The 22392-nt window shown below is 44.0% G+C and carries 17 protein-coding genes and 1 pseudogene; 7 read left to right on the top strand and 11 right to left on the bottom strand.

Features of this window, described 5'->3' with window-relative positions; translation table 11 throughout:
- Positions 1–100: 100 nt before the first annotated feature.
- Genes gnd through zwf form a run of 3 tightly spaced genes read right to left on the bottom strand, consistent with a single transcriptional unit; the run spans position 101 to position 3803 of the window.
- The gene (gene gnd, locus IJ23_RS10130; protein WP_005377160.1) at positions 101–1549 is read right to left on the bottom strand and encodes a decarboxylating NADP(+)-dependent phosphogluconate dehydrogenase; all 1449 of its coding nucleotides are present in this window, start codon (positions 1547–1549) and stop codon (positions 101–103) included.
- Between the two features lie 38 nt (positions 1550–1587).
- Positions 1588–2304: a 6-phosphogluconolactonase gene (pgl, locus tag IJ23_RS10135; RefSeq protein WP_033906175.1), complete on the bottom strand. Its 717-nt coding sequence runs from the start codon at positions 2302–2304 to the stop codon at positions 1588–1590.
- Positions 2301–3803 carry a glucose-6-phosphate dehydrogenase gene (zwf, locus tag IJ23_RS10140; RefSeq protein ID WP_017634563.1) on the bottom strand — a complete coding sequence of 501 codons (1503 nt, stop codon included), beginning with the start codon at positions 3801–3803 and terminating at the stop codon, positions 2301–2303. The genes pgl and zwf overlap by 4 nt, the downstream gene beginning before the upstream one ends.
- 537 nt (positions 3804–4340) lie before the next feature.
- Here zwf and IJ23_RS10145 point away from each other — a divergent pair.
- The gene (locus IJ23_RS10145; RefSeq protein WP_033906176.1) at positions 4341–5306 is read left to right on the top strand and encodes a helix-turn-helix domain-containing protein; all 966 of its coding nucleotides are present in this window, start codon (positions 4341–4343) and stop codon (positions 5304–5306) included.
- A 99-nt stretch (positions 5307–5405) separates the two neighbouring features.
- Entirely contained in the window at positions 5406–7541 is a 2136-nt protein-coding gene (locus IJ23_RS10150) for a TonB-dependent siderophore receptor (protein ID WP_033906177.1), read from the top strand.
- Between the two features lie 91 nt (positions 7542–7632).
- On the opposite strand, the gene IJ23_RS10155 is transcribed toward IJ23_RS10150, so the two are convergent.
- Positions 7633–8319, bottom strand: coding sequence for a response regulator (locus IJ23_RS10155; RefSeq protein ID WP_033906178.1), 687 nt, complete (start codon positions 8317–8319; stop codon positions 7633–7635).
- Positions 8316–9935, bottom strand: a complete 1620-nt coding sequence (locus IJ23_RS10160) for an ATP-binding protein (RefSeq protein WP_033906179.1) — start codon at positions 9933–9935, stop codon at positions 8316–8318. The genes IJ23_RS10155 and IJ23_RS10160 overlap by 4 nt, the downstream gene beginning before the upstream one ends.
- 476 nt (positions 9936–10411) lie before the next feature.
- Here IJ23_RS10160 and IJ23_RS10165 point away from each other — a divergent pair, with 476 nt between their 5' ends.
- The 5 genes from IJ23_RS10165 (at position 10412) to IJ23_RS10185 (ending at position 15506) form a co-directional block, all read left to right on the top strand.
- Positions 10412–10639, top strand: coding sequence for a hypothetical protein (locus IJ23_RS10165; protein WP_005377125.1), 228 nt, complete (start codon positions 10412–10414; stop codon positions 10637–10639).
- 130 nt (positions 10640–10769) lie between these two features.
- Positions 10770–12185 carry a TolC family protein gene (locus IJ23_RS10170; RefSeq protein WP_005387166.1) on the top strand — a complete coding sequence of 472 codons (1416 nt, stop codon included), beginning with the start codon at positions 10770–10772 and terminating at the stop codon, positions 12183–12185.
- Between the two features lie 3 nt (positions 12186–12188).
- A complete protein-coding gene (locus IJ23_RS10175) occupies positions 12189–13169 on the top strand; it encodes an HlyD family secretion protein (protein WP_033906180.1) in 981 nt (326 codons plus the stop codon).
- Positions 13170–13191: 22 nt separating this feature from the next.
- A complete protein-coding gene (locus IJ23_RS10180; RefSeq protein WP_033906181.1) occupies positions 13192–14358 on the top strand; it encodes an ABC transporter permease in 1167 nt (388 codons plus the stop codon).
- Positions 14355–15506: an ABC transporter permease gene (locus IJ23_RS10185; protein WP_033906182.1), complete on the top strand. Its 1152-nt coding sequence runs from the start codon at positions 14355–14357 to the stop codon at positions 15504–15506. Before IJ23_RS10180 ends, IJ23_RS10185 begins: the two co-directional genes overlap by 4 nt.
- A gap of 286 nt (positions 15507–15792) precedes the next feature.
- Here IJ23_RS10185 and IJ23_RS10190 read toward each other — a convergent pair whose 3' ends face one another.
- The 6 genes and pseudogenes from IJ23_RS10190 to IJ23_RS10215 form a co-directional block, all read right to left on the bottom strand.
- On the bottom strand, positions 15793–16701 hold the full coding sequence (locus IJ23_RS10190; RefSeq protein WP_033906183.1) for a LysR family transcriptional regulator: 909 nt from the start codon (positions 16699–16701) through the stop codon (positions 15793–15795).
- Positions 16702–16843: 142 nt separating this feature from the next.
- Complete coding sequence (locus tag IJ23_RS10195) at positions 16844–17272, bottom strand: hypothetical protein (protein WP_033906184.1); 429 nt, start codon at positions 17270–17272, stop codon at positions 16844–16846.
- A 17-nt stretch (positions 17273–17289) separates the two neighbouring features.
- Positions 17290–18459, bottom strand: a complete 1170-nt coding sequence (locus IJ23_RS10200) for a patatin-like phospholipase family protein (protein ID WP_033906185.1) — start codon at positions 18457–18459, stop codon at positions 17290–17292.
- A 210-nt stretch (positions 18460–18669) separates the two neighbouring features.
- Positions 18670–19527 (bottom strand): pyridoxal kinase PdxY, encoded by an 858-nt coding sequence (pdxY, locus tag IJ23_RS10205; protein WP_033906186.1) that lies wholly within the window; start codon positions 19525–19527, stop codon positions 18670–18672.
- 125 nt (positions 19528–19652) lie between these two features.
- Positions 19653–20696 (bottom strand): annotated as a pseudogene (locus IJ23_RS10210) (bifunctional aspartate transaminase/aspartate 4-decarboxylase); the annotation flags it as partial.
- Between the two features lie 609 nt (positions 20697–21305).
- Positions 21306–22226 (bottom strand): GntR family transcriptional regulator, encoded by a 921-nt coding sequence (locus tag IJ23_RS10215; RefSeq protein ID WP_161781344.1) that lies wholly within the window; start codon positions 22224–22226, stop codon positions 21306–21308.
- Positions 22227–22392 lie beyond the last annotated feature (166 nt).

Raw genomic sequence — 22392 nt, forward strand, 5'->3', positions numbered from 1 at the left:
AATGTAACTTTTAAATCTACCAATATCTTACAGACACAAAAAAGGATGCCACTTGGGCATCCCTTTATATCTTTATATTTAGTCGGTTTACTTAAAACGATTACACGTCGTAAGTTGTAGACGCTGTGTCGCCGCCTGTACCAGTCCAGTTAGTGTGGAAGAATTCACCACGTGGACGGTCAATACGCTCATAAGTGTGAGCACCGAAGTAGTCACGTTGAGCTTGAAGCAGGTTCGCTGGTAGACGAGCTGTTGTGTAACCGTCTAGGAAAGATAGCGCAGAAATCGTACATGGCATTGGGATACCAGACTCTAGAGATTTCGCTGCTACTTTACGCCATGCTGCTAGGCTGCCTTGTAGGATGTTTTTGAAGTACTCATCAGAACCAAGGAAAGCGATGTCTGGGTTCGCTTCGTACGCATCACGGATGTTGCCTAGAAACGCAGAGCGGATGATACAACCACCACGCCACATTAGTGCTACGTTACCGTAGTTTAGGTCCCAACCGTTCTCGTTAGACGCTTCGCGCATTAGCATGAAGCCTTGAGCGTAAGAGATGATCTTAGAAGCTAGTAGCGCTTGACGTAGTGCATCAACCCACTCTTGCTTGTCGCCTTCAACTGGAGTGATTGTCTTACCGAATAGAGACTCGGCTTCAACACGTTGGTCTTTCAGTGCAGATAGACAACGAGAGAATACAGACTCAGAGATAAGCGTTAGTGGAATACCTAGGTCTAGTGCGTTGATACCAGTCCATTTACCAGTACCTTTTTGGCCTGCTGTGTCTAGGATCTTTTCAACGAGAGGCTCACCGTCTTCATCTTTGTAGCCAAGAATGTCAGCCGTGATTTCAACAAGGTAGCTGTCTAGCTCAGTCTTGTTCCAATCAGCGAATACTGCTTGCATCTCGTCTGCAGACATACCAAGACCGTCTTTCATGAACTGGTAAGCTTCTGTGATAAGCTGCATGTCACCGTATTCGATACCGTTGTGTACCATCTTAACGAAGTGACCAGCACCGTCGTTACCAACCCAGTCACAACATGGCTCACCAGCGTCAGTTTTCGCAGCGATACCTTGGAAGATAGGCTTAACCGCTTCCCATGCTTCAGCAGCACCGCCAGGCATGATAGATGGACCGAAGCGCGCACCTTCTTCACCACCAGATACACCAGTACCGATGAAGTGGATACCTTTTTCACGTAGTGCAGCAACACGACGGTTTGTATCTGGGTAGTTAGTGTTACCACCGTCAATAATGATGTCGCCTTTGTCTAGCAGAGGTACTAGCGCTTCGATGAACTTGTCTACAACGTCACCAGCGCGAACCATCAACATTACTTTACGCGGCGTTTCTAGCTTCTCTACTAGTTCTTCTAGAGAGTATGCACCGATGATGTTCGTGCCTTTTGCTGGACCTTCCAGGAACTCGTCTACTTTAGCAGCAGTACGGTTGTGAGCAACCACTTTAAAGCCGTGATCGTTCATGTTTAGGATAAGGTTTTGACCCATTACTGCTAGGCCAATTACACCGATATCACCTTTCATTGTTTCTCTCCAATTTTATTTCATCGACGAGCAGCGTCTTAAGCAATTTTTGCTGCCGCGTCTAAATCTAAATACCATTCCGTTAGGCCCGATTTCGCTTGAATCTTAGCCGCTGGGTATGGCAGTGCGTGTGCTGGTGAACTGTTAATTTCTTCAACAATGTCCGCTTTTCCTGCACCAAGCACTAAGTAACTAATGCGTTTCGCTGCTTCTAATACGCGTGCGGTTTTCGACACACGAAGTTGGCCCGATTCAGGATGCGACGCCACAAGAGATAGGTTCGCATCATCATAATTCGTTTGGCCAGGGAACAGAGAAGCTGTATGACCATCTGCACCAACGCCTAATAAGATCCAGTCAAACACAGGTGTGCCGTTTTCACTCGGGATCACCTCTGCCATCTCTTTTGCAAAGCGCTCGGCTTCTGCTTTAGGCTCATTTTCGCCACGGATGCGGTGAATGTTTTCCGCAGGAATATTTACTTGGCTAAACAACAACGTGTTCGCTTCACCGTAGTTGCTTTCTGCATCGTCAGGGGCAACACAACGTTCGTCACCCCACCAAAAGTGGAGGTTTTCCCATTGAATGGAGGTTGCGTAAGCCTCTGAAGCCAGTAGTTTAAACAGCATTTTAGGAGTGCTGCCGCCAGAAAGAGAGATGTGAACAGGTCTGCCCATTTCGCTAAACGCTTTCATATCGTTAGCTAGGCTTTCAACTACCTGTTCTGCTGTTTGGTAGATCTTATGGTTGATCATAGTTCACAGTAATCCGTATCTGTTAAGTTTTTACATGGGAAACGCCAAGCGCGGCCATCACGCTGTAACAAGTCATCTGACTCTTTAGGTCCCCAAGTGCCGCATGCGTACCCGAAGAGGGATTGTGGATCTTGCTTAAAATCTAAGATTGGCTGTACGTATTGCCAGCACGCTTCCACCGCATCACTACGTGCAAATAGCGTAGCATCACCATTCAAAGCATCAAGTAGAAGGCGCTCGTATGCCGTCAGCATTTGCGTTTCTTGCAAGTCAGCGTAATGGAAGTTCATTTTCACTTCCTTCGCTTCAAAGCCTGCGCCTGGCTCTTTCAAGCCAAAGCTCATTTGAATGCCTTCGTCTGGTTGAATACGAATGATCAGCTTGTTTTCTGGTGCGTTTTGACCAAACACAGGATGCGGTGTTTGTTTAAAGTGGATAACCACCTCAGTAACGCGTGTTGGAAGACGCTTACCAGTACGCACGTAAAATGGCACGCCATTCCAACGCCAGTTGTTGATGTACGCTTTCAAACCGATGTAAGTCTCTGTACGAGAATCGTCTGCAACTCCCGGCTCTTCACGGTAGCCGCGTAGGCTTTGCCCACGAACTTCAGACGCCGTGTATTGGCCTAATACTAGGTCGTTGCGCAGAGCGTTTTCGTCTAATGGCTTTAAGCATTGAAGCACTTTTACCACTTCATCACGCATCGAGTCTGCATTGATTTGCGCTGGTGGTTCCATACCTACCATTGCTAATACTTGTAGCAAGTGGTTTTGGAACATGTCGCGCACAGCGCCAGAGTTGTCGTAGTAACCACCACGCTCCTCTACGCCAAGGAATTCTGCGCCTGTGATTTCAACGTAATCAATGAAGTTACGGTTCCAAAGCGGCTCAAACATCGCATTAGAGAAACGAAGCACAAGTAGGTTTTGTACCGTTTCTTTACCTAAGTAATGGTCAATTCGGTAGATTTGATGCTCTTGGAAGTGCTCGTGAATTTCTTTGTCCAGAATACGCGCCGATTCAAGATCATAGCCGAATGGTTTCTCAATGATCAGGCGTTTCCAGCCATCCTCTTCACTGTTAAGACCATGTGCTGCAAGACTTGCAGGGATCACACTGTATAAACTTGGTGGGGTTGCTAAGTAAAAAAGCGTATTGCGTTGCTCGAATTGATATTCGTCCGCAAGTTGGTCTAAGCGAGAAGATAGCTTACCGTAATCTTGTGTGTCAGAAGTATTAATTGCTTGGTAGTGCAGATGGTTAATAAATGCATCAAGCGTTTCTGGCTCAGTCTTTTCCATTTCCTGAAGCGATTTTTTCAGCTTCGCGCGGTAAGACTCATCACTGTATTCAGTGCGACTTACACCCAGAATGGCAAAATTCTCTGGAAGCTGCTTGTTCGCGTAGAGGTGGTATAAAGCAGGAATGAGCTTACGGTACGTAAGGTCACCTGAAGCACCAAAAATAACGATGCTGCTGTTTTCTGGTATTACCATCATCTTTCCCTTAAAAACGAGGTACTTATTGTGTGCCCGGATACGGCTAGAGAATGAGCCAACCCTATCAATGGCACCTCAAAATAGAAAATTGGTCTTACCTATTACGTTGATAGGTAAAGTCTATGGGCCCAAAGAACCTCAAGAAGTTGCATTTCCGATTCTTGAAAACACGACGTATTGAGGTCATTTAAGTCACTTATGTCTCAAAAGTACACACTGTACTCGCTGGAGGAGAGTCCGACACGGGGCAATATTGTCTACGACTATTTGATTTACATCAACACTTGCCAGTGCAAACGTTTAAATAAGTTGCACAAAACGTCATAAGCGATTGTATTTTATTGATAAAAAAAGTTTCATCTGAACACTCCAAAATTTAAGCAAAAACTCTAATGTGGGCAATAATTACTCATCCTTGCAAGCCATTACAGTTTTATCGTGATCTGTGTTACTTACTTTTTATTTCATCACCCTATTGATAATGATACTCAATTAAAGATAATGAAATCACTATTAATGTGAAAGTAGAACGCCATGAAATCAAGCGCCATTAACCCACATCCCATAAACCGAATACAATCGGTGCTTGACTACATTCACACCAACTTAGACAGCACTCTGAGCGTAGATGAAATATCGAAAGCAAGTTGTTGGTCGCGCTGGCAACTGCAACGCGTATTTCAACAACACACTGGCGTATCCGTCGCTCACTACATCAGAGAGCTTAAACTTAGCCTTGCGGCTGAGCGCTTAATCCATACTTCTGACCGCTCGTTAGATATAGCGATAGAAATGGGATTTACATCTGAACACGCATTTAGCCGTGCGTTCAGGAATATGTTTTCAAAAAGCCCCCGCGAATATCGAAAAACGCAACAACTCTCCGGGTTGAGGCAACCTTTGACGCTGCGTAAGACACCAGAAGAAGAGAAAAAACATCAGCGCTTTATTGAAGTTCGAATAGAAACAAAACCGGCTTTTGAACTTGCTGGTTATCATGAACCTATTCACGGATTGTTTTCCGCTACGCCCGATTTCCAATCCAAAGTACCGTCACTTTGGTCACGTCTTTATTCATCTGAAAACCTTAACAATTCGGAAAGTAGTTACTTTGGCGTGATTGATGTGACGCAAGCGTATTCAAACAACCAACAACTTGAGTATTGGGCAGGTTATGAGTGCAGTCCAACAGCAAACGCACCAAGATCAACGAACTCTTCCAACTCGGGGTTAGACCTCTTGGCTGTTCCTGAGCAAACCTACGCCGTCATTACACACATAGGCAAAGCATCAGAGCTCGCCTCAACGCTGGAATGGTTTATTTTACATTGGCTACCCTACTCTAATTATCATGCTATCGATGGTTATGAGTTAGAGCTTTATCCAGAAGGTTATGATGTTGATAGCGAACAAGCACAAATGCAGTATTGGATTCCTGTAGAGCCAAACGACGCGCTATCTTTAAAACCTAAGAACAGAAGAATAAGTTCCAAAGATTAGTGTTTTGCACCAAATTGTTAACTTTTCCTATTTCTTTGAATATAGAATACAAATAACAATCATTATCAATAAATAGAAAAAGTAGTGGAATTTATAAATATGGAAAGTCCGATTCGATTTCATCGTTCAGCGGTTGCTGTCGTCGTATCCGCATTGCTCGCTGGCCACGCCAATGCAACTGAGAGCACATCCCAACACGAAACGATTACGGTGCTAGGAGAAACATACCGAAACACCGCAACTAAAACCGTTTTAGAACCGGAGGAAACACCGCAAGCGATCACGGTAATCACTAAAGATGACATGGACCTGCGCGGCGTAAACTCGGTGAGCGAAGCATTGCGTTATGCACCTGGCGTAAATACAGAATTGCGTGGCGGTGCCGTTTCCCGACTTGACCTATTCAATATTCGTGGTTTTATTAACTACACCAACTTTTATGATGGTCTTCCTTTGCTGTACAACGGTTGGAACCTTCAACCGCAGGTCGATTCCGTTGCTCTTGAGCAAATCGAGGTTTTTAAAGGGCCAACGTCTGTTCTTTACGGCAATATTCCACCAGGAGGTATGGTCAACATTATCGCCAAGGCGCCTCAGTCAACACCCTCGCACTCTGTCTCGATTAGTACAGGGACTAACAGCCTAAAAGAACTGACGTTCGACACCACAGGACAAGTTGGTGATTCTAATGTTGATTACCGTATCGTCGGCCTGGCAAAACAGCGAGATGGTCAAGCCGATACGTCTGAAGATGAACGTTACGTACTCGCCCCATCTTTCAATTGGCAAGCGACAGAAAGCACATTAGTGAACGTGAATGTTTACTATCAAAATGATCCATCAGCAGGTATCTACACGACTGTGCCTGCGTCTGGCTCAGTGATTAAAAACCCACTTGGCTCGATGTCACCAAGCACTTATTTAGGGGATGAGGACTGGAACACTTACGAACGCGAAGTTCTGATGATGGGTTACAAAGTCCAACACGACTTTAACAACAATTGGCAATTTCTACAGAATGCCCGCTACATGACCGCCGATGCCTATCAGGAAAACACATATAACGGTGCACTTGAAGCGGATAACCGTACCGTTGGTCGAAATGCCTATTTAACCGATGAAAAATCCAAATCCTTTGTGATTGACAACCAACTATCTGGCTACGTTAAAACAGGAAATTTTGAACATAACTTATTGTTCGGGCTTGATTATCAGTATCTAGATTCAGATGTAAAATACAAAGACACGCTTGGGTATTCGCTAACTCAGGACATTTTTAATCCTGACCACAACAGCATTGATCGTAATGCACTGAATTTCCAATACAAACAAAACTTAGATATCAAAACGAAGCAGATTGGCGTTTATTTCCAAGATCAAGTTCGTTACGACCAACTTGTAATGATTGCAGGTCTTCGTTGGGATAAATACGATTCAAATACAGACGCCGTTAGCGATTATCTAGGAGCAGTATCCAAGAGCAAGGAAGAGTTAGACGATACCAACGTATCTTTCCGAGTCGGTGGTTTGTATGAGCTAGATTTTGGTCTCTCGCCATATCTTACTTACTCGGAAAGTTTTGAGCCAATTGCGGGTGCCGACTCTTCTGGTAAAGCATTTGAGCCATCAACCGGTCATCAATGGGAGTTAGGCTTTAAATACGCCCCATTATCTGGTGATATCTCAGGTAACTTAGCACTCTTCCATATTACGAAGAAAAACGCGATCTTGACCGATCCGAATAATCCATATGCACCGAACTATCAAGCGGGCGAAGTGGTATCACAAGGTATTGAACTTGAGGCAAAATGGCAAGCCACAGCACAAGCTGATTTCACTCTAGGCTATACATATACCGATATGGAGATTACCGAGGACAGTTATTACAACCAAGAAGGTAAAACGCCGGTTTGGGTACCTGAGCAAACGGCCTCTCTATGGGCCAATTACTTCTTTGAAGGAAATCTTTCAGGCCTTCGTACCAGTGCTGGCGTTCGCTATGTCGGAGAAGCACAAATTGATGCACAGAATAGTCAAAACGTACCGGACTACACCTTGTTTGATTTAGCAGCAAGTTACGATTTCTCAACGGTATCTGAATCAATGAAAGGGGCTAGCGTCACGCTTTCTGCAAGCAATCTATTCGATAAAGAATACTATTCTTGTTACGACAAAAATAACTGTTGGTTTGGCGCTGAGCGCTCTATCGAAGCGAAGTTAGAATACAACTTCTAACCTCTTAGAGCGGAACAGCAGTAATTTGTAAAGCGATGGTTTCTAAAACAAGCCATCGCTTTTTATTTTGCATAGAGCATCAATGTAAACGCTACCGTGTCACTTTTTTATAGCACCTTTCTGGCCTACCTACCGACCCATAGTTTAAATCAGCCTCTAGTTCACCAGTACTAATAAGAAACTCAAGATAACGTCTAGCGGTTGTTCGACTCACTCCGATTTTTTCACCTGCCTCATCAGCGGTCAGCGCACTTCCATTTGAGAACAACTCTCTGATCTTGTCTAGGGTTACACCATCAATCCCTTTTGGTAATCGGTTCGGCAAGTTGTCTTGATTGGCGTGAGACTGCAGCATTTTATCAACGAGGTTCTGATCCAAACTCTCTACGATGTCTAGTTGTTGGCGTTGGGACACATACTTTTTCAGTGCGGCATCTAAGCGTGGAAACATCACTGGTTTTAACAGGTAATCGACAACGCCACCCCTCATCGCCTGTTGTAATGTATCGACATCCCTTGCGGCTGTAATCAAAATGACATCACACGTTTGGTTACTTGCACGCAGTGTATTTAGTATCTCAAGCCCTGTGCCATCGGGAAGATAGACATCCATCAATAGTAAATCTGGCTTAAGAATGTCGAGTTGCATTTCTGCTTCCATTCTCGTGGTCGCAATTCCAACCACTTCCAAACCTGTCAGTTGGCTTAAGTATTTGTGGTGCAGCTCAGCAATAGCCAGATCATCTTCAATGATCATTACGCGAGTCGCCATACTCATAATTGTTCTTCCTTGGGTAAGTACACCGTTATTCTTGTCCCATAATTTGTATTGGGTATCATCTCAACATGGCCGTGATATCGAGTAGCAAGCTGATTGACAAGGTGTAACCCAACACCTCGATTTTGACGAGATTTCGTCGAAACGCCTTTTGTAAATAATGTTTGTGGATCCACTGTTTTTGGGAGGCCACAGCCATGATCTATCACCTCAAGTATCACTTCATTTCCGTAATCGCTAACGGACACATCAATGTTTCTGCGTTCTGACGCAACATTTGATTCATCGCGAATTGAAGTTAACGTGGCATCGAAAGCGTTATCAATCAAATTACCCAAAATTGTGACTAGGTCTTCCGAATTTAGCCACTCAGGCAGGGGCTCCAGACGACTGCCTTCCTCAACCACCAGTTGTAAGCCTAACTCGCGAGCACGTTCAGTTTTTCCAAGCAACATACCTGCAATTAGCGGGTCCTTAACGGTATCTCTTAAAAACTCAATCATTGCTTGATAGTGTGCGGTTTCTTGTCCAATTAACTTTTGCACCGCATCAAGCTCACCCATTTGTACTAGCCCGCTGATAGTGTTTAGCTTATTGCGATGCTCATGGGTTTGCGAACGTAACAAATCTGCATATTCCTTGGTTTGTGATAGCTGCTCGGTTAGATCATTGATTTCATCCCTTAAACGGAAACTCGATACCGCCCCCACGATTTTTCCATCAACATAAATTGGAGAGCGATTTGCAATCAGGCGCTTATGATTAAGGAATATTTCAATATCATGATCTTCCTGCCCGCTTTCTAACACTGTATATAGATCGCTATCACGCAGCGTGTCAGTCAAAGGTTTATTGAGCGCTGATTCTCTATCAATACCGAGAATCTGGCAGGCACTACGATTTATCGAGCGAAGTATCCCTTGGGCATCAATGCTTAACACGCCCTCTTTGATAGTGCTCATCGTCACTTCTAATTCGCCGTACAACCGCCCTATTTCTTCAGGCTCAAAGCCTAAAATCGCGCGCTGAAACTTTCTCGACGCATAATTGGATACAATGGCATTAGCGACGACAACTACGATGACCATTAAAATCAAAAAGGCCAAAAATGGTTCGATGCGGTCTTGCAGTCGGTCGAGCAAATAGCCAACCGAAACCACACCAATGATGTTCCCTTGCTCGTCAAAAATCGCAGCTTTACCACGAACTGAATAACCTAACGAACCCTGTGCCGTCGAAACATAAGACAATCCCCGTTCTAGCGCTCGACGATTGTCGCCACCTCTCATTGGCTTGCCCAACCGCTCATCAACAGGGTGGATTAAGCGTACTCCCTTATGGTCGCCAATAACGATGAATGCAGCACCTATGGCTTCGGTTAATTCTCTAAAGCGAAGTTGGTATGGCTGGGGGTTTTGGGTTTCGATCATTTCACGAACAACCGCTGAGTCCGCTAAAAAACGGGCAACACCCAGTGCTTTTTCTCCCATTTCTTGCTCTTGATTGATTTTGAGATAAGTGAAACCCGCGGCGACGAGCAATAACAGCTCTATCAACCCCGATAGCGTCATGATAATGAGCATCCGCTTACGAAAGCTGATGGTTTTCCAACTCATTGATACATCCTTGTGATTCACTCTTGAGCGTAACGTTAACACTCAGTTAACAGCATGACGTTGTCGCGGTGATAAATCTGTGAGGAAGGCAAGCAAACCGCAGAGTTTACGGTTAATTAATCGACGAGCTGAAACATAAAATTACAACCATTCACCAAATTTAGCATTCCTCTCTGATACTCAATTCCATACATAAATTGCCCTTAAAATCATGATCGCGATCACATCGATTTTAGCGGTTTTTGAGGCGTTTTTAGACTTTACAACGTATAATTTTTAATCAACGAAACCAATGAGAGTTTCGGTTTGAAAGCAGTGAAGCTGGAAGTCTATTAAAAGCTCAACATTGATGTCAGTGATTTGGACACAAATAAAACAAAACACAAATACTGACTATATGACAAACACTTAGACACCATCTGAAAACTGGAAAACTATAAACAGAGGTGCATTTATAGTTAGAAGGAACACCAAACATGGAACGCGATACCTTTGGAATATGCCTGAATAAGGCGATGCTGTCAGAGAATATGTATTCAACATTTACACACGTCAGGGCTTATGAAAAAAACGGAGGCGGTACTTCTGATCTCAAAGTCCTGTTATCGTTCCCTCAAATGAGCGGAAAAGATCTATTGAATACGATGCGAGGTTCTCGTCAGCTCGAGTGGAGAGCGGAGTTTCACTGTCCATATACGAAATAAATTTGTAACATCTCCCGCGCCCAGCACAAATATAACTGGGCGCATACTACTGCCCAATTTTCCCTCCTACTTAACACGCAGTTACGAATCCTTTATATTAGAGCTAATACTCTACGACAAAGCAGCCATTATGAAAAAAACAGGAAAGTTTTGGATACTGGGCTTACTTAGCAGCTCGATTTCCCTTGCCTGTCATGCGGCACCGATCACTTTTGATACCGCATGGCAGCTATTGCTAGAAAACAACTATTCTCTCAAAGCTCAACGCTCAAACGTCGAGAACTACCAATACCAAGAGAGTGCCACCAGCAATCTCAACTTACCTCAGGTTACTATTGGCGCGAATTACACGCGTTTAGATACCGATATCACGCTGTCGGGAAAACAGATCCTAGACAGCACAGGAGCACACATTAACGTACCTCCTGCTTTTCAGCCTATTTTTGGTGCCTTAGCTAATACCACTTCGACCATAACCGAGCGCGATATTTTCTCTTCGTCTATTCGTGCGATTTGGCCGATTTTTACTGGTGGTCGAATTTCTGCGGCTCAATCAGCTGCAGAAGGCAAAACGGATGAGGCGAAAAGTCAGCTTCTAATGGAACAACAAGCGCGTTTTGAAGATTTATCGAAGTACTACTTTTCTGTCGTACTGGCAAAGGAAGTACTCGCAACGCGGCAAGCGGTTGAAGCAGGGCTAAAAAAGCATCGAGATTTTGCCATTAAGCTTGAAGAGCAAGGACAAATCGCGCACGTTGAGCGCCTGCAAGCCGAGGCTTCTTTAGATAAAGCATCCGTAGAAACACGTAAAGCAGCCAGTGATTTGAGTATCGCTCAGGCTGCATTAGGTAAATTACTCGCGCAAGATGATGCCGTAGAGCCCGCTGAATCTTTGTTTATCAACGACAGTCTTCCCCCTCTTACTGCTTTTGTCGATCAAACGTTGCTTACCTATCCGGGGTTGGAGCTTCTGAGCGCTAAACACAAACAAGCCTCTAGCTTAATCAAAGCAGAAAAAGGGAAATACTACCCTGAAGTTTATCTTTACGGCGACTACAGCTTGTATGAAGACGATTCTCTCGCAAGCCAAATGAAGCCTGACTGGTTAGTTGGTGTTGGTGTCAGCATTCCACTGATTGAATCATCAGGGCGAAGCGAAAAAGTCAAAGCCGCTCAAAGCGTCGTCTCGCAGGTCGACTCATTAAAGTCCCAAGCCAAACAAGACTTATCGCTGTTAGTCCAAAAAACATACTTGGAGGCTCAGCAAGCCATTGATGAAGTACAAGGGCTCGCATCTAGCATTGAACTCGCTAACGAAAACCTGCGCTTGCGTGAAAAAGCATTTACTCAGGGTCTGTCGTCTTCTCTGGATGTTGTGGATGCACAACTTTATGTCGCGAGTATAGAAACACAACGTTCAGCGGCGCGTTTCCGCTATTTAATATCTTTAACCAAGCTACTCGCATTGAGCAGTGAAATGAACAGCTTCGAACAATATCAAAATACCGCTTATATCCCTGCTTCAACATCCAAAGAGGTGAAATAAATCATGGCAGCTAAATCACTAAAACCCGTTTTACTCTCACTTTGTGCTTTGGGTGTTGCCTCTTGGGTTGGGTATCAATTTTACCAAGCCTATCAACCGGAACCGATCCGCTTACAGGGATTAATTGAAGCCCAGCAATACAGTATTTCCTCAAAAGTTCCAGGGCGTATTGATGAGGTCATGGTACGTAAAGGCGACGATGTAGAGAAAGGTCAGCTTATTTTTACCCTTCATAGTCCTGAAATTGAAGCGAAGTTAGAACAAGCAAAAGCAGGTGAAAAAGCGGCGGACGCCTTAGCTCAAGAAGCTGAGAAAGGCGCACGTGAGCAACAAATCCAAGCAGCAAAAGATCAGTGGATGAAAGCCAAAGCCGCTGCGAATTTAATGGAAAAAACCTACAATCGTGTGAATAACCTTTATAACGATGGCGTGGTTGCAGAACAAAAACGCGATGAAGCTTTAACTCAGTGGCAAGCAGCGAAATACACAGAAAGTGCCGCGTTTCAAATGTACGAAATGGCAAAAGAAGGCGCTAGAAGTGAAACCAAAGTGGCTGCGGCGGAAAAAGCGCGCATGGCATCAGGTGCCGTAGCCGAAGTAGAAGCGTATGCGAAAGATACTCAGATCTACAGCTGGTTCGACGGCGAAGTCTCTCAAGTTCTGCTTCAAAGTGGTGAATTAGCACCTCAGGGCTTCCCAGTAGTTACTGTGATAGATACAGAAGATGCCTGGGCGACACTTAATGTGCGTGAAGATTACCTTCAACACTTTAGAAAAGGAGCAACCTTTGATGCCTATTTGCCTGCCTTAAACAAAAATGTTGAGTTCAAAGTAACGCATGTTGCCGTTATGGGTGACTTTGCAACGTGGAGAGCAACCGATGCTTCTCAAGGTTTTGATCTTCGTACCTTTGAAGTAGAAGCTCGTCCAGCTCAACCCGAACCTGAACTGCGTATGGGAATGAGTGTTGTCGTTGAACTTTAATCACAACCACTAGGTTAATGCTATGACGATTAAGATTTCACAGCGGCATATCTTACGACGAGACAAGTGGTTGCTTTCGTGCCTTACTTGGATACCGATTTTGCTCGCGATGATGATTTGGGGAGTGTTCTCTGCGGGCATTGCCCGGGATCTGCCAATCGGTGTGGTTGATCTACAACATTCCCAACTTTCTCGAAAGCTCATTCAATCTTTGGATGCGTCGTCGAGTCTGGCTGTTAACTATCACTACACCAGTGCAAGCGAAGCAAAAAATGCGATGATTGAAGGCGATATCTACGCTTACGCGGTCATCCCATCTAAGTTCGACCAAGATATTCTCCAGCACCGCCAACCTCAACTTTCTGTCTTTTACAACAGTCAGTACATTTTGGTAGCGAAACTGATCAACTCTGCCGTTGCGCAAGCACAAGGCTATTTCGACGCTCAGGTTGAAGTAATGGGCAACTTGGCTAAGGGTAACACCACAACGTTAGCAGCGGCTGGACAGGCTGTACCCGTGTCGACACAAATAACCGCATTATTTAACCGTAACAATAACTACGCACAATTTTTGGTAACGGCTATCGTGCCATCCATTTGGCAAATATGTATTGTAGTAAGCACTATTTTGATTCTTGCCGCGCACTTTCGCATTTATGGTGGAAAGAATGGCTTTGCATTTTTGGGCGAAAAGCCATACGCCAGGCTCACTACCCTATTAAGTCAGTACATTCCGGTCTTTATGGCGCAAGGTGCGTTGTTCTTGTACTGGTTTTATTCTGTGCTTGATTGGCCAATGGAAGGCAGTTTTGTGGTTATGCTACTAGCACAATTGGCGACGGTTATCGCCTGTATCATTATGGGAGCGTTGTTCTTCTTCTTGTCGATGGAGCCTGCACGTGCGATGAGTTTTGCTGGCGCATTTACGGCTCCAAGCTTCGCGTTCATGGGAATTACATTCCCAGTTTCTGACATGAACACGCTCGCTTATGCATGGCGTTCATTATTGCCGATTACCCATTACATTGAAGTACAAGTGAGTCAAGCAAGCTATGGAGCATCGGCCGCACAATCTTTAAGCTCGCTATGGCCTATGATTGGTTACGTTGTGCCCCTGCTCATTACCGCAGCCTTGATGGGTAAACATCGAACAGCTTCATCAACACGCCAAGCGAAGGAGGCGGTATGACATTGTGGCAACTGATTAAAGCGGAACTTAAGGCCGTTCTAACCAATCCAGTCGTTACGTTGACCGTGTTTGGTGGTGTCGTATTTTACTCGTTTTTATACCCTTTGCCTTATGCACAACAAACGCCTCGTGAACAACCAATCGCGATTGTTAATCTAGATGGTAGTCAGACGAGTTTAAAGCTGGAACGTATGGTTGATGCCACCCCGCAAGTCAACGTAGTCACTCGACTTCATACGATTGCCGATGCAAAGCAAGCATTTTTACAACGAGAGATCACCGGTTTTTTAGTCATACCAGAACACTTTTACAAAGACCTAATGCTAGGTAAAAGCCCGACTCTAGCCTACGCTGCGGACGCCTCGTATTTTCTCGTGTACGGAACCGTGGTAGAAGGATTGGCCCAAGCGGGAGGCACATTAGGGGCCCAAGTGAAAGTCAGTAAAATGGTGATAGATGGTGTGCCCATGAGTATGGCTAGCCATAATTACTCTGCTATTAAGCTTAATATGAAACCAACGTTCAACCCAACCATGGGTTACATCGAATACGTAGTGCCGGCAGTATTTGTTCTGATTTTACAACAAACGTTGATCATGGCGGTTGGATTACAAACGGGAACACAGCGTCATGGTCGTGGCTATTGGTCACAAGTATCAACGGGATCGCTGCTGCTTGTGAGAACGTTAGTATTTGTGGCAATTTATTATTTACTCGGCGCCTATTATTTTGGTTTTAGCTTCGAACGTTTAAACGTAAACCATATCGCCAATGCGGGCGAATTGCTGGCTATGTTGTTCCCGTTCTTTTTAGGTTGTTGCGGACTAGGCTTCTGGCTAGGTTACTTATTACCTCGGCGTGAACTTGTCACCTTAGTCGTCTTAGTGAGCTCTATGCCGCTCATTTTCTTGGCTGGTTTTATTTGGCCAATTGAAGCCATACCTACTCCCTTATTATGGATTGCTGATTTAAGCCCAAGCACTTGGGCGATAAAAGCTTTCTTAGCGCTAAACCAAATGGGGGCAACCTGGCAACAAGTCGCTCCACATTGGACGGCGCTTTGGGCACTCACCGTGCTTTGGGGTAGCGTTGCGTACTGGATTGCTAAGCGAAGTAACAAGCCAGTTGTAACAGAGAGCTTGGGGTGACAGCTGACATTTTTTATTACTATAAAAAAAGCCGGGTAACTAAACCCGGCTGAAAATCTGCGTCCTTGCAGCGGACATATGGTAAAAACACTTTTTGCTCTGGGCTTACCCATTGAGCGAGGTTAGATTAAGCCAAAAACTATGGACTCCATACTCTCATATAGAGGGTCATATCCTTCCAATAGACATTAGTCTTCGCTAGAACGATAACGTTTTTCAGACACAAAAAAACAAGACTCACATTGAGTCTTGTTGTTGATAGGGATGAGCAGGATACATGTCGCCGCTAAGTCATATCACGGATTATTTTCTCTCGGTATTCTGTAACGACCTTCATGATTGAATTTTTTACATCACCGACTTGCTTAGAGGGTTGGCACCATAGGCCAAAACCAAACTTAAAACCTTCCAATAATTCAGAAGCTTCCACTGGCTCTATATGATTATTAGAAAACTCCGAATGGGCAAACGTTCTGGGGAGAATCGCCCATCCTAAACCTGCTTCAACCATTTTCACTACAAGGGCCAATTGGTCGACCTCTTCATGGTTCGAACTTACGATGACTTTTTCGCCCATTCCCTCTTCAATAAGAGACCGCAATACAAATTGTTTACTATTCCTCAAGGCTGTCAATACTCGATCTGGTGCAACAGAAGCGAGTTCACCACCTTTCTGGACGAAAGGAACAAATTCAAAATGACCTAAAAACGTCGCATCCAGACTATGTATTGCTCGACTATCATGCACATTGACAATACCGAATTGATACTCACCATTCTGTAAACCCTCTTTAATTTCGTTGCGATTACGAACAAGAAAGTTAACTCGCATCATCGGAAAATCTGCCGCTAATTGAATACGAAGCAATACAAGAAAACGGTGTGGTATAGCGCTTGAATAGGCGATACTAACATTCTCTAATCCACCGTAAGAAAGACTCAGTGCGACTTTATCGAAAGTACGAGCCTGTTCGATGGTTTGCTTAGCATAGTGGTACAGATGGTGGCCATCTTCTGTTGGTTCTACCGAACGACCGACTCGCTCAAACAAGTTAACGGCTAGTTGGTCTTCAAGATTGGTGATCACCTGCCCTATAGTGGTTCGGTGCTTATTGAGTTTGACCGCCGCCTTACTAAATGAAAGCTGTTCATAAACGGTCACGAACGCGAGAAGTTGTTCAAAACTAAAATTCATAGGTTGTGCTTACTTTTTAGAGTTATCTAATTAAATTATCACAAGATAGTAGAATTGCTACTCGGTAACGGTAACAAGCTGCGTTTGACTTCCTTCTCGACGACATAAAAAAACCTACTAAAGTCTGTAGGTTTCTTCCATCTTAGTTGTACTCAACAACGCGAGCCAAATAGTTAAATTCACCCGAGTCACCATGATAATCGCGGTAAACATCCACACTAAAATACTTAGGTTGATCGGCTTGAATATGGTCAACGATCTTCTGTTCTAATGACGTTAGCGTTTCACCCGTTTGCGAATACACAAACTGTTTGTTCACTTTTTCCAATTTGCGTTGCTTTGCTTCTTTGTGTGAGACATAGTTGTTGATCTCTTCCCACTTACCCACGTACTCGACTGCCACGTAACTCGAGTTCTCATCAATCATGATGAAGGCTGCACCTTCTTCTTTAATGGCAGACAGTTGCTGCATGTCGCTGTCGACTTTTTGCTGGTCAAGGTGAGCACCACTTTGTGCAAATGCAGTCGCAGAAGCAGTGAGCATCATTAACGTTAGAACGGCTTTTTTCATTGTGTTTTTTTCCTGTATTAAGGGAGTTCAGTCACCCAAAGTTGTCCTTGGGTGGCTTTTTTGAATCCATATTCGTAAATCGTTAGCAAGTAATGTTGGTCGAACATGTCTTTCGTCACTTTGGCGTACCCGAAGTCTTGGTCGATGTAAGTAAACTGCATCTCAATATCGTTGATTTCACTGATGTATTTCATTCGATACAGATCACCACGAGTTTGCGCTAACGTAAGGCTTGAGACGCTTTTCGATACCAAATCCAACCCTTTGTCTTTTAGTGGTCGATACGGTGCTTTCAAAGCACCATTGCGAATCACATCCAACTGAGGTGCTTTTTCTAACCCCAGAGCCTCTGAAATTTGTTGATAGTTGAAGTTAGACGGATTAAAGAACACCTGCGCTGCAAGACCACCATCTACGTGTAACTCTTCAAGTGTTTCCCCATCATGTTCAACATCGATAAATTGTGGAGGGAAAACGCCAGGGATCGATGCACTTGCGGCAAGCACTTTGTAGATCAATTCAGATTTGTCCACTAAGTCACTATTCGCAATCGCGCCGATGTTCCAAATTACTAATTCACCTGAATCAAAATGGGTACTGCCGATAAAGAGGCGTTTACCATTGCGATGTTGCTGTGCCATCGCCTCAATCATTGGCTCAGGGTAAGCGTCCGCAATGAAGTCATAGAGGTTCTCGCCATCGGTAAACGCGTCCTTAAACAATGTGTTTAAAAAGTTCTTTTTACCCAGGACGCTTTTGTCGTTGATGTTGAGCATGACTTCTTTCATCTTTGGCATTGCATCACCACCGATGAAAACAAATGGCGCAATTAACGCACCTGCGCTGATGCCCGTAATGATGGTGTAGTCTTTCAGCTCACCCTTTTCCTGTAAGCCCATCAAAACGCCAGCACCGTACGCGCCGTTTACGCCACCACCCGATAAGGCCAAAATATTGAGCTGTTCACCCTCTACTTTGATCGGTGTGGTTTGATTGTGCGACGAGTAGAGAAAATCCGGAGCTTCATTGGCCCACATTCGAAGTGGCTCATTTGGTGTCGAACTCGCGATCTCGACATCTTTATAGTTGCTTTGAGAAACACGAACATCCAGCGTATGGGGTGAACTACAAGCTACTATCAGCAGCGAAAGTACAACCGTCACACCAGAGGAAATTAAACGATTCATAATCAGTCTCATTTAATGTTCTCTGGCGTATGACCAGAGACTCAGTTTGAAGTTAATTGGGTCAAAATGAAGTCCGTTTCGTTGTTTGGAGTTACTATAGCTAGGCACGGCTAAACCCCATAATCGCGATTGTAGGATGCTATCCATCAAAGCAATTATGCCAAGTTTCTATATGCTAACTTTACGCTTCTCCGTTAATTAGGTACTGCGCTAAGCAATTTTCACGACGTTGAACTCATGCGTCGGTTCGACAAATTCGTATTGGGCATTGATCGTCTGTAGCTCCCATGTGCCATAGCCTTTGGTGATCTCCAATACACCGTAAACGGCGTTATGTGTATGACGAAAGGCTGCGACAGGAGACATCTTCTTCACCAAACAAGAAGTAAAAATCGCAGAAATCAAATCACCGACACCGACTGGCTGCATAGCAAATTCAACACTAGGGCGTTGGGCCAAATAGCTTGCTTTCGGCGTCGCTAAAATCATACTGAAGGCGTCATCTGTTAGTGCATGCAGGTGTTTCACCAATACCATTTTCGGTCCTAACTCTAAGGCTTTTTTACATGCAGTGACTGCATCATAGAGAGAGTTAATTTTCACACCTGTTAACTCGCTCAGTTCAAACTGGTTAGGAACAATCACATCAGCGATGGGCAACAAGCTATGGCTTATCGCTTCTTTGACACCGTCTGCCACAATGCAACCTTTGTCTGGATCACCCATAACTGGGTCACACACATAAAGCGCGCTGTGGTTACGCGATTTGACTAAACTTACCGCTTCGGCCACCGCACGACATTGCTCTGCGCTGCCTTGATAACCGGACAGTATCGCGCCACATTCGCCTAACTTCTCAATGTTATCTAAGCCTCTCATTAGAGAATGAATTTCATCTGCCCCAAACTTCTGTCCAGTCCAACCTTGCTGGTACTGAGTGTGATTTGAAAACTGAACCGTGTGAATTGGCCAGACTTCGAGGCCCATTCTCTGCATCGGAAAGACTGCAGAACTGTTTCCTGCGTGGCCATAAACCACATGAGATTGAATAGAAATAATGCTTTTCATAAGTCACTCTTAATTGAGAAGTTTGTTAGCTTGGCGACTAAATAAACACAATATCGCGCACTGTGCTTATTTGGTCGGAATAGCCTCGACAACGCCGAGGCTTATTCTTAATCAGGCTGGATTCATTAGCCTTTGAATTCAGCAAAGTACTCATCCAACACTTTGCGTGTTGCACGACCGATAAGCTCGTATTCGTGGTGAGTAAGATTTGCTAGCGAAACTCGAACTGATGCATGCACTACATCGAAGCCTTGGCCTGGAAGTAGGATAACGCCGGTTTCATGTGCAAGGCGGAACAGGAAGTCTTTGCCTTTCTCGCTCGCTTTGAACCATTCAACGAATGCTGGTCCGTACAATTTGCCGCCCAGAGTGTCGAGCTCAAGCAGTGTGTAGTAGTCCACACGATCTTTGTTTTCTTCAATTTCTACACCCATGTTTTTGTACAGAGTTTTGTAACGCTCGCGAATGATGCGTTTACATGCTTCTTTGTAGTTTTTCTCTGAGTCCATCAGACAATTCAATGAGAACAGCGCCATTTGAACTTGTTGAGGAAGCGACAAACCTGCTGTGTGGTTAAGCGCTACGCTACGGCTGTCGGCAACGATACGGTCAATAAACTTGATCTCACGAGGTTCCGGAGTCAGCGTTTTGTAACGATCGTCCAACTCAAGTTGACGCACTTCAGGAAGGCTACGCATTGCATCGTCAAACACGTTGTTGTGTTGAATCGCAATCGAGCCTAAACGCCAGCCTGTTGCACCGAAGTACTTAGAGAACGAATACACACAAAGCGTGTTGTATGGCAGTTTTGCAAACAGTGAGACAAAGTCGTCCGCAAATGTGCCGTATACATCGTCAGTCACAATGAACAGGTCGCTACGTTCGTTGTTCACAAAATTTGATAGGTTATCCAGAGTCTCATCCGAGAACTTCACAGACGCTGGGTTTGCCGGGTTAACAACACAAAGCAGTTTGATGCCTGTATCTGCAAGCTTTTCGATTTCAGACATCGGCAGTTGCCATGTTGTCTCATCCAGACGTAGTTCAACGATTTCCAGTTCGTATTCACTCAGTTCTGGAATCTCTAGGTAAGGCGTAAAGATTGGAGTGATTAGCGCAACCTTGTCACCTTTCTTCAATAGACCGTTGTTGAACATAGTTTGGAACGTTTTTACAAGACATAAATTTTGCACATTTCGCTGATACATTTTGGTTAAAAAATCAAATTCAATATATGCAAAAAAATTATTGCACATAAGAAGCTATTACTGTGCACTTTCATCTAATTTATACAAATGATTCATAGCAGAAAGGTTGCCACGATATAATTTCATAAACAGGAAATTGTTGGGCCCAATGACACAACCAAGGTAAGCATTTGATTTAAAAAGCAATAGTTAAATATACGACAGTGGTAGTTAATAGCTGAGGAAATTGGATGGCAGATGGTGTGAAGAGTAATAAAGATTCATACTGGGTAATAGGGTATCATACTAAAATGGCCGCGATCGCAATCGATACTCTGTCATTCCTAAAACATTTTTGCCCCATTGTGATTTAGTTCTGAAAATTGTTTATATCTATTCAATACGAGTTTGCCCTACCCAAAGTTATCCGAAATTAGGTGTGACAACTCAAAAGGTTTACAACCTAGTAACAAATTTGGTTGGGGTGGACCAATTATTCATGCAGATTCAAAAGGAAAACATGGACGTTTAAAAAGTAGCGATTTTTATCAGTGGTGGCAAAGGTATGCCTAACAACTTCCAAATATGCATTCATCCAAACAACTCGGCTGCAATACTTTCTTTCTCCGCCGCAGTACGACCTAAATGTTTTTCTAAGAATGCTGCGGCTTCCTCCATCTGACCATTTTCAACCAATGTCAATAGCGTTAAGTGCTCTTCGCATTCTTTCCTCGGGATCGCTCTTTTCGTATTGACGTTGTATTCAATCAAACGGCGTAACCGGTTTATTCGTTTTAATGAATCAAGCAGAAAAATATTGCCAGACATTGAGACTAAAGTTTCATGGAATAAGACTCCTGCATTAAACATGTCGCCAGCGGAAACCAGTTTGTTATTGTTATTGAGGATTTCAATTTGGGACATACGTAACATTTGTATTTTAGTCGAATTGACAACGAAATCAGTCTCTCTTAGTGCCTGTGTTTCGATTAATTGACGGAATCGGTAGCTCTGTGCATACGCTTTTGGGGAGGAGATAAACTCGTTAAACTCCCATCCATAGCCAAGACTGCGACTCATCCAGCCTTCTTTTTCCATGGTAATTAGGGCTTCTTGAATGATCTTCCGACTTTTTTCATAACGGGCCATCAGTTCATTTTCAGTAAAACTTTTTGTCAACTTTCCACTTAGATAATCCTGACCTATCAGGTAACAAAGTGGGCTGAGAGTTGATGCCTCTGGGCTCAAAATCTCTAATTCTGACAATGACTTGGAATCAGCAGATTCTGCGAGAAAATATCCTTGATTAGGCCTCTTTACTAGAAAACCCTCTTTTTCTAAATGCGCAAATGCATTCCTGATTGGTGTTCTTGAAACTTTAAGTCTATTTGAAAATTCGACTTCTTTGACATGTGCGCCAATAGCTAAGCCTTCTTTTGCTATTTCGCTAAGCACTTTGCTGGCCAACAAAAGTGTTGAATCCTGCTTTTTATCTTTTGTTGATGTGGTCATCCAGATCACTCTTTTTATACAAGTCATGATCATTATCCTTCATAAATTGTATTTTGTGAATACTAATGATGGCTTGATATGAAGCATGGGCTAAATTGTGATGTATTTAACAACCACAAAAAACAATTTTACAATGTTTTTGTTTGAATGCATTGATTGCCCACAT

Origin of the sequence: Vibrio sp. OY15 (assembly GCF_000742455.1) — a bacterium.
Taxonomy (GTDB): domain Bacteria; phylum Pseudomonadota; class Gammaproteobacteria; order Enterobacterales; family Vibrionaceae; genus Vibrio; species Vibrio alginolyticus.

Coding starts and splice junctions, on each gene's coding strand:
- gnd (WP_005377160.1), bottom strand. CDS start 1,549: ATGAAAGGTGATATCGGTGTAATTGGCCTAGCAGTAATGGGTCAAAAC.
- pgl (WP_033906175.1), bottom strand. CDS start 2,304: ATGATCAACCATAAGATCTACCAAACAGCAGAACAGGTAGTTGAAAGC.
- zwf (WP_017634563.1), bottom strand. CDS start 3,803: ATGGTAATACCAGAAAACAGCAGCATCGTTATTTTTGGTGCTTCAGGT.
- IJ23_RS10145 (WP_033906176.1), top strand. CDS start 4,341: ATGAAATCAAGCGCCATTAACCCACATCCCATAAACCGAATACAATCG.
- IJ23_RS10150 (WP_033906177.1), top strand. CDS start 5,406: ATGGAAAGTCCGATTCGATTTCATCGTTCAGCGGTTGCTGTCGTCGTA.
- IJ23_RS10155 (WP_033906178.1), bottom strand. CDS start 8,319: ATGAGTATGGCGACTCGCGTAATGATCATTGAAGATGATCTGGCTATT.
- IJ23_RS10160 (WP_033906179.1), bottom strand. CDS start 9,935: ATGAGTTGGAAAACCATCAGCTTTCGTAAGCGGATGCTCATTATCATG.
- IJ23_RS10165 (WP_005377125.1), top strand. CDS start 10,412: ATGGAACGCGATACCTTTGGAATATGCCTGAATAAGGCGATGCTGTCA.
- IJ23_RS10170 (WP_005387166.1), top strand. CDS start 10,770: ATGAAAAAAACAGGAAAGTTTTGGATACTGGGCTTACTTAGCAGCTCG.
- IJ23_RS10175 (WP_033906180.1), top strand. CDS start 12,189: ATGGCAGCTAAATCACTAAAACCCGTTTTACTCTCACTTTGTGCTTTG.
- IJ23_RS10180 (WP_033906181.1), top strand. CDS start 13,192: ATGACGATTAAGATTTCACAGCGGCATATCTTACGACGAGACAAGTGG.
- IJ23_RS10185 (WP_033906182.1), top strand. CDS start 14,355: ATGACATTGTGGCAACTGATTAAAGCGGAACTTAAGGCCGTTCTAACC.
- IJ23_RS10190 (WP_033906183.1), bottom strand. CDS start 16,701: ATGAATTTTAGTTTTGAACAACTTCTCGCGTTCGTGACCGTTTATGAA.
- IJ23_RS10195 (WP_033906184.1), bottom strand. CDS start 17,272: ATGAAAAAAGCCGTTCTAACGTTAATGATGCTCACTGCTTCTGCGACT.
- IJ23_RS10200 (WP_033906185.1), bottom strand. CDS start 18,459: ATGAATCGTTTAATTTCCTCTGGTGTGACGGTTGTACTTTCGCTGCTG.
- pdxY (WP_033906186.1), bottom strand. CDS start 19,527: ATGAAAAGCATTATTTCTATTCAATCTCATGTGGTTTATGGCCACGCA.
- IJ23_RS10215 (WP_161781344.1), bottom strand. CDS start 22,226: ATGACCACATCAACAAAAGATAAAAAGCAGGATTCAACACTTTTGTTG.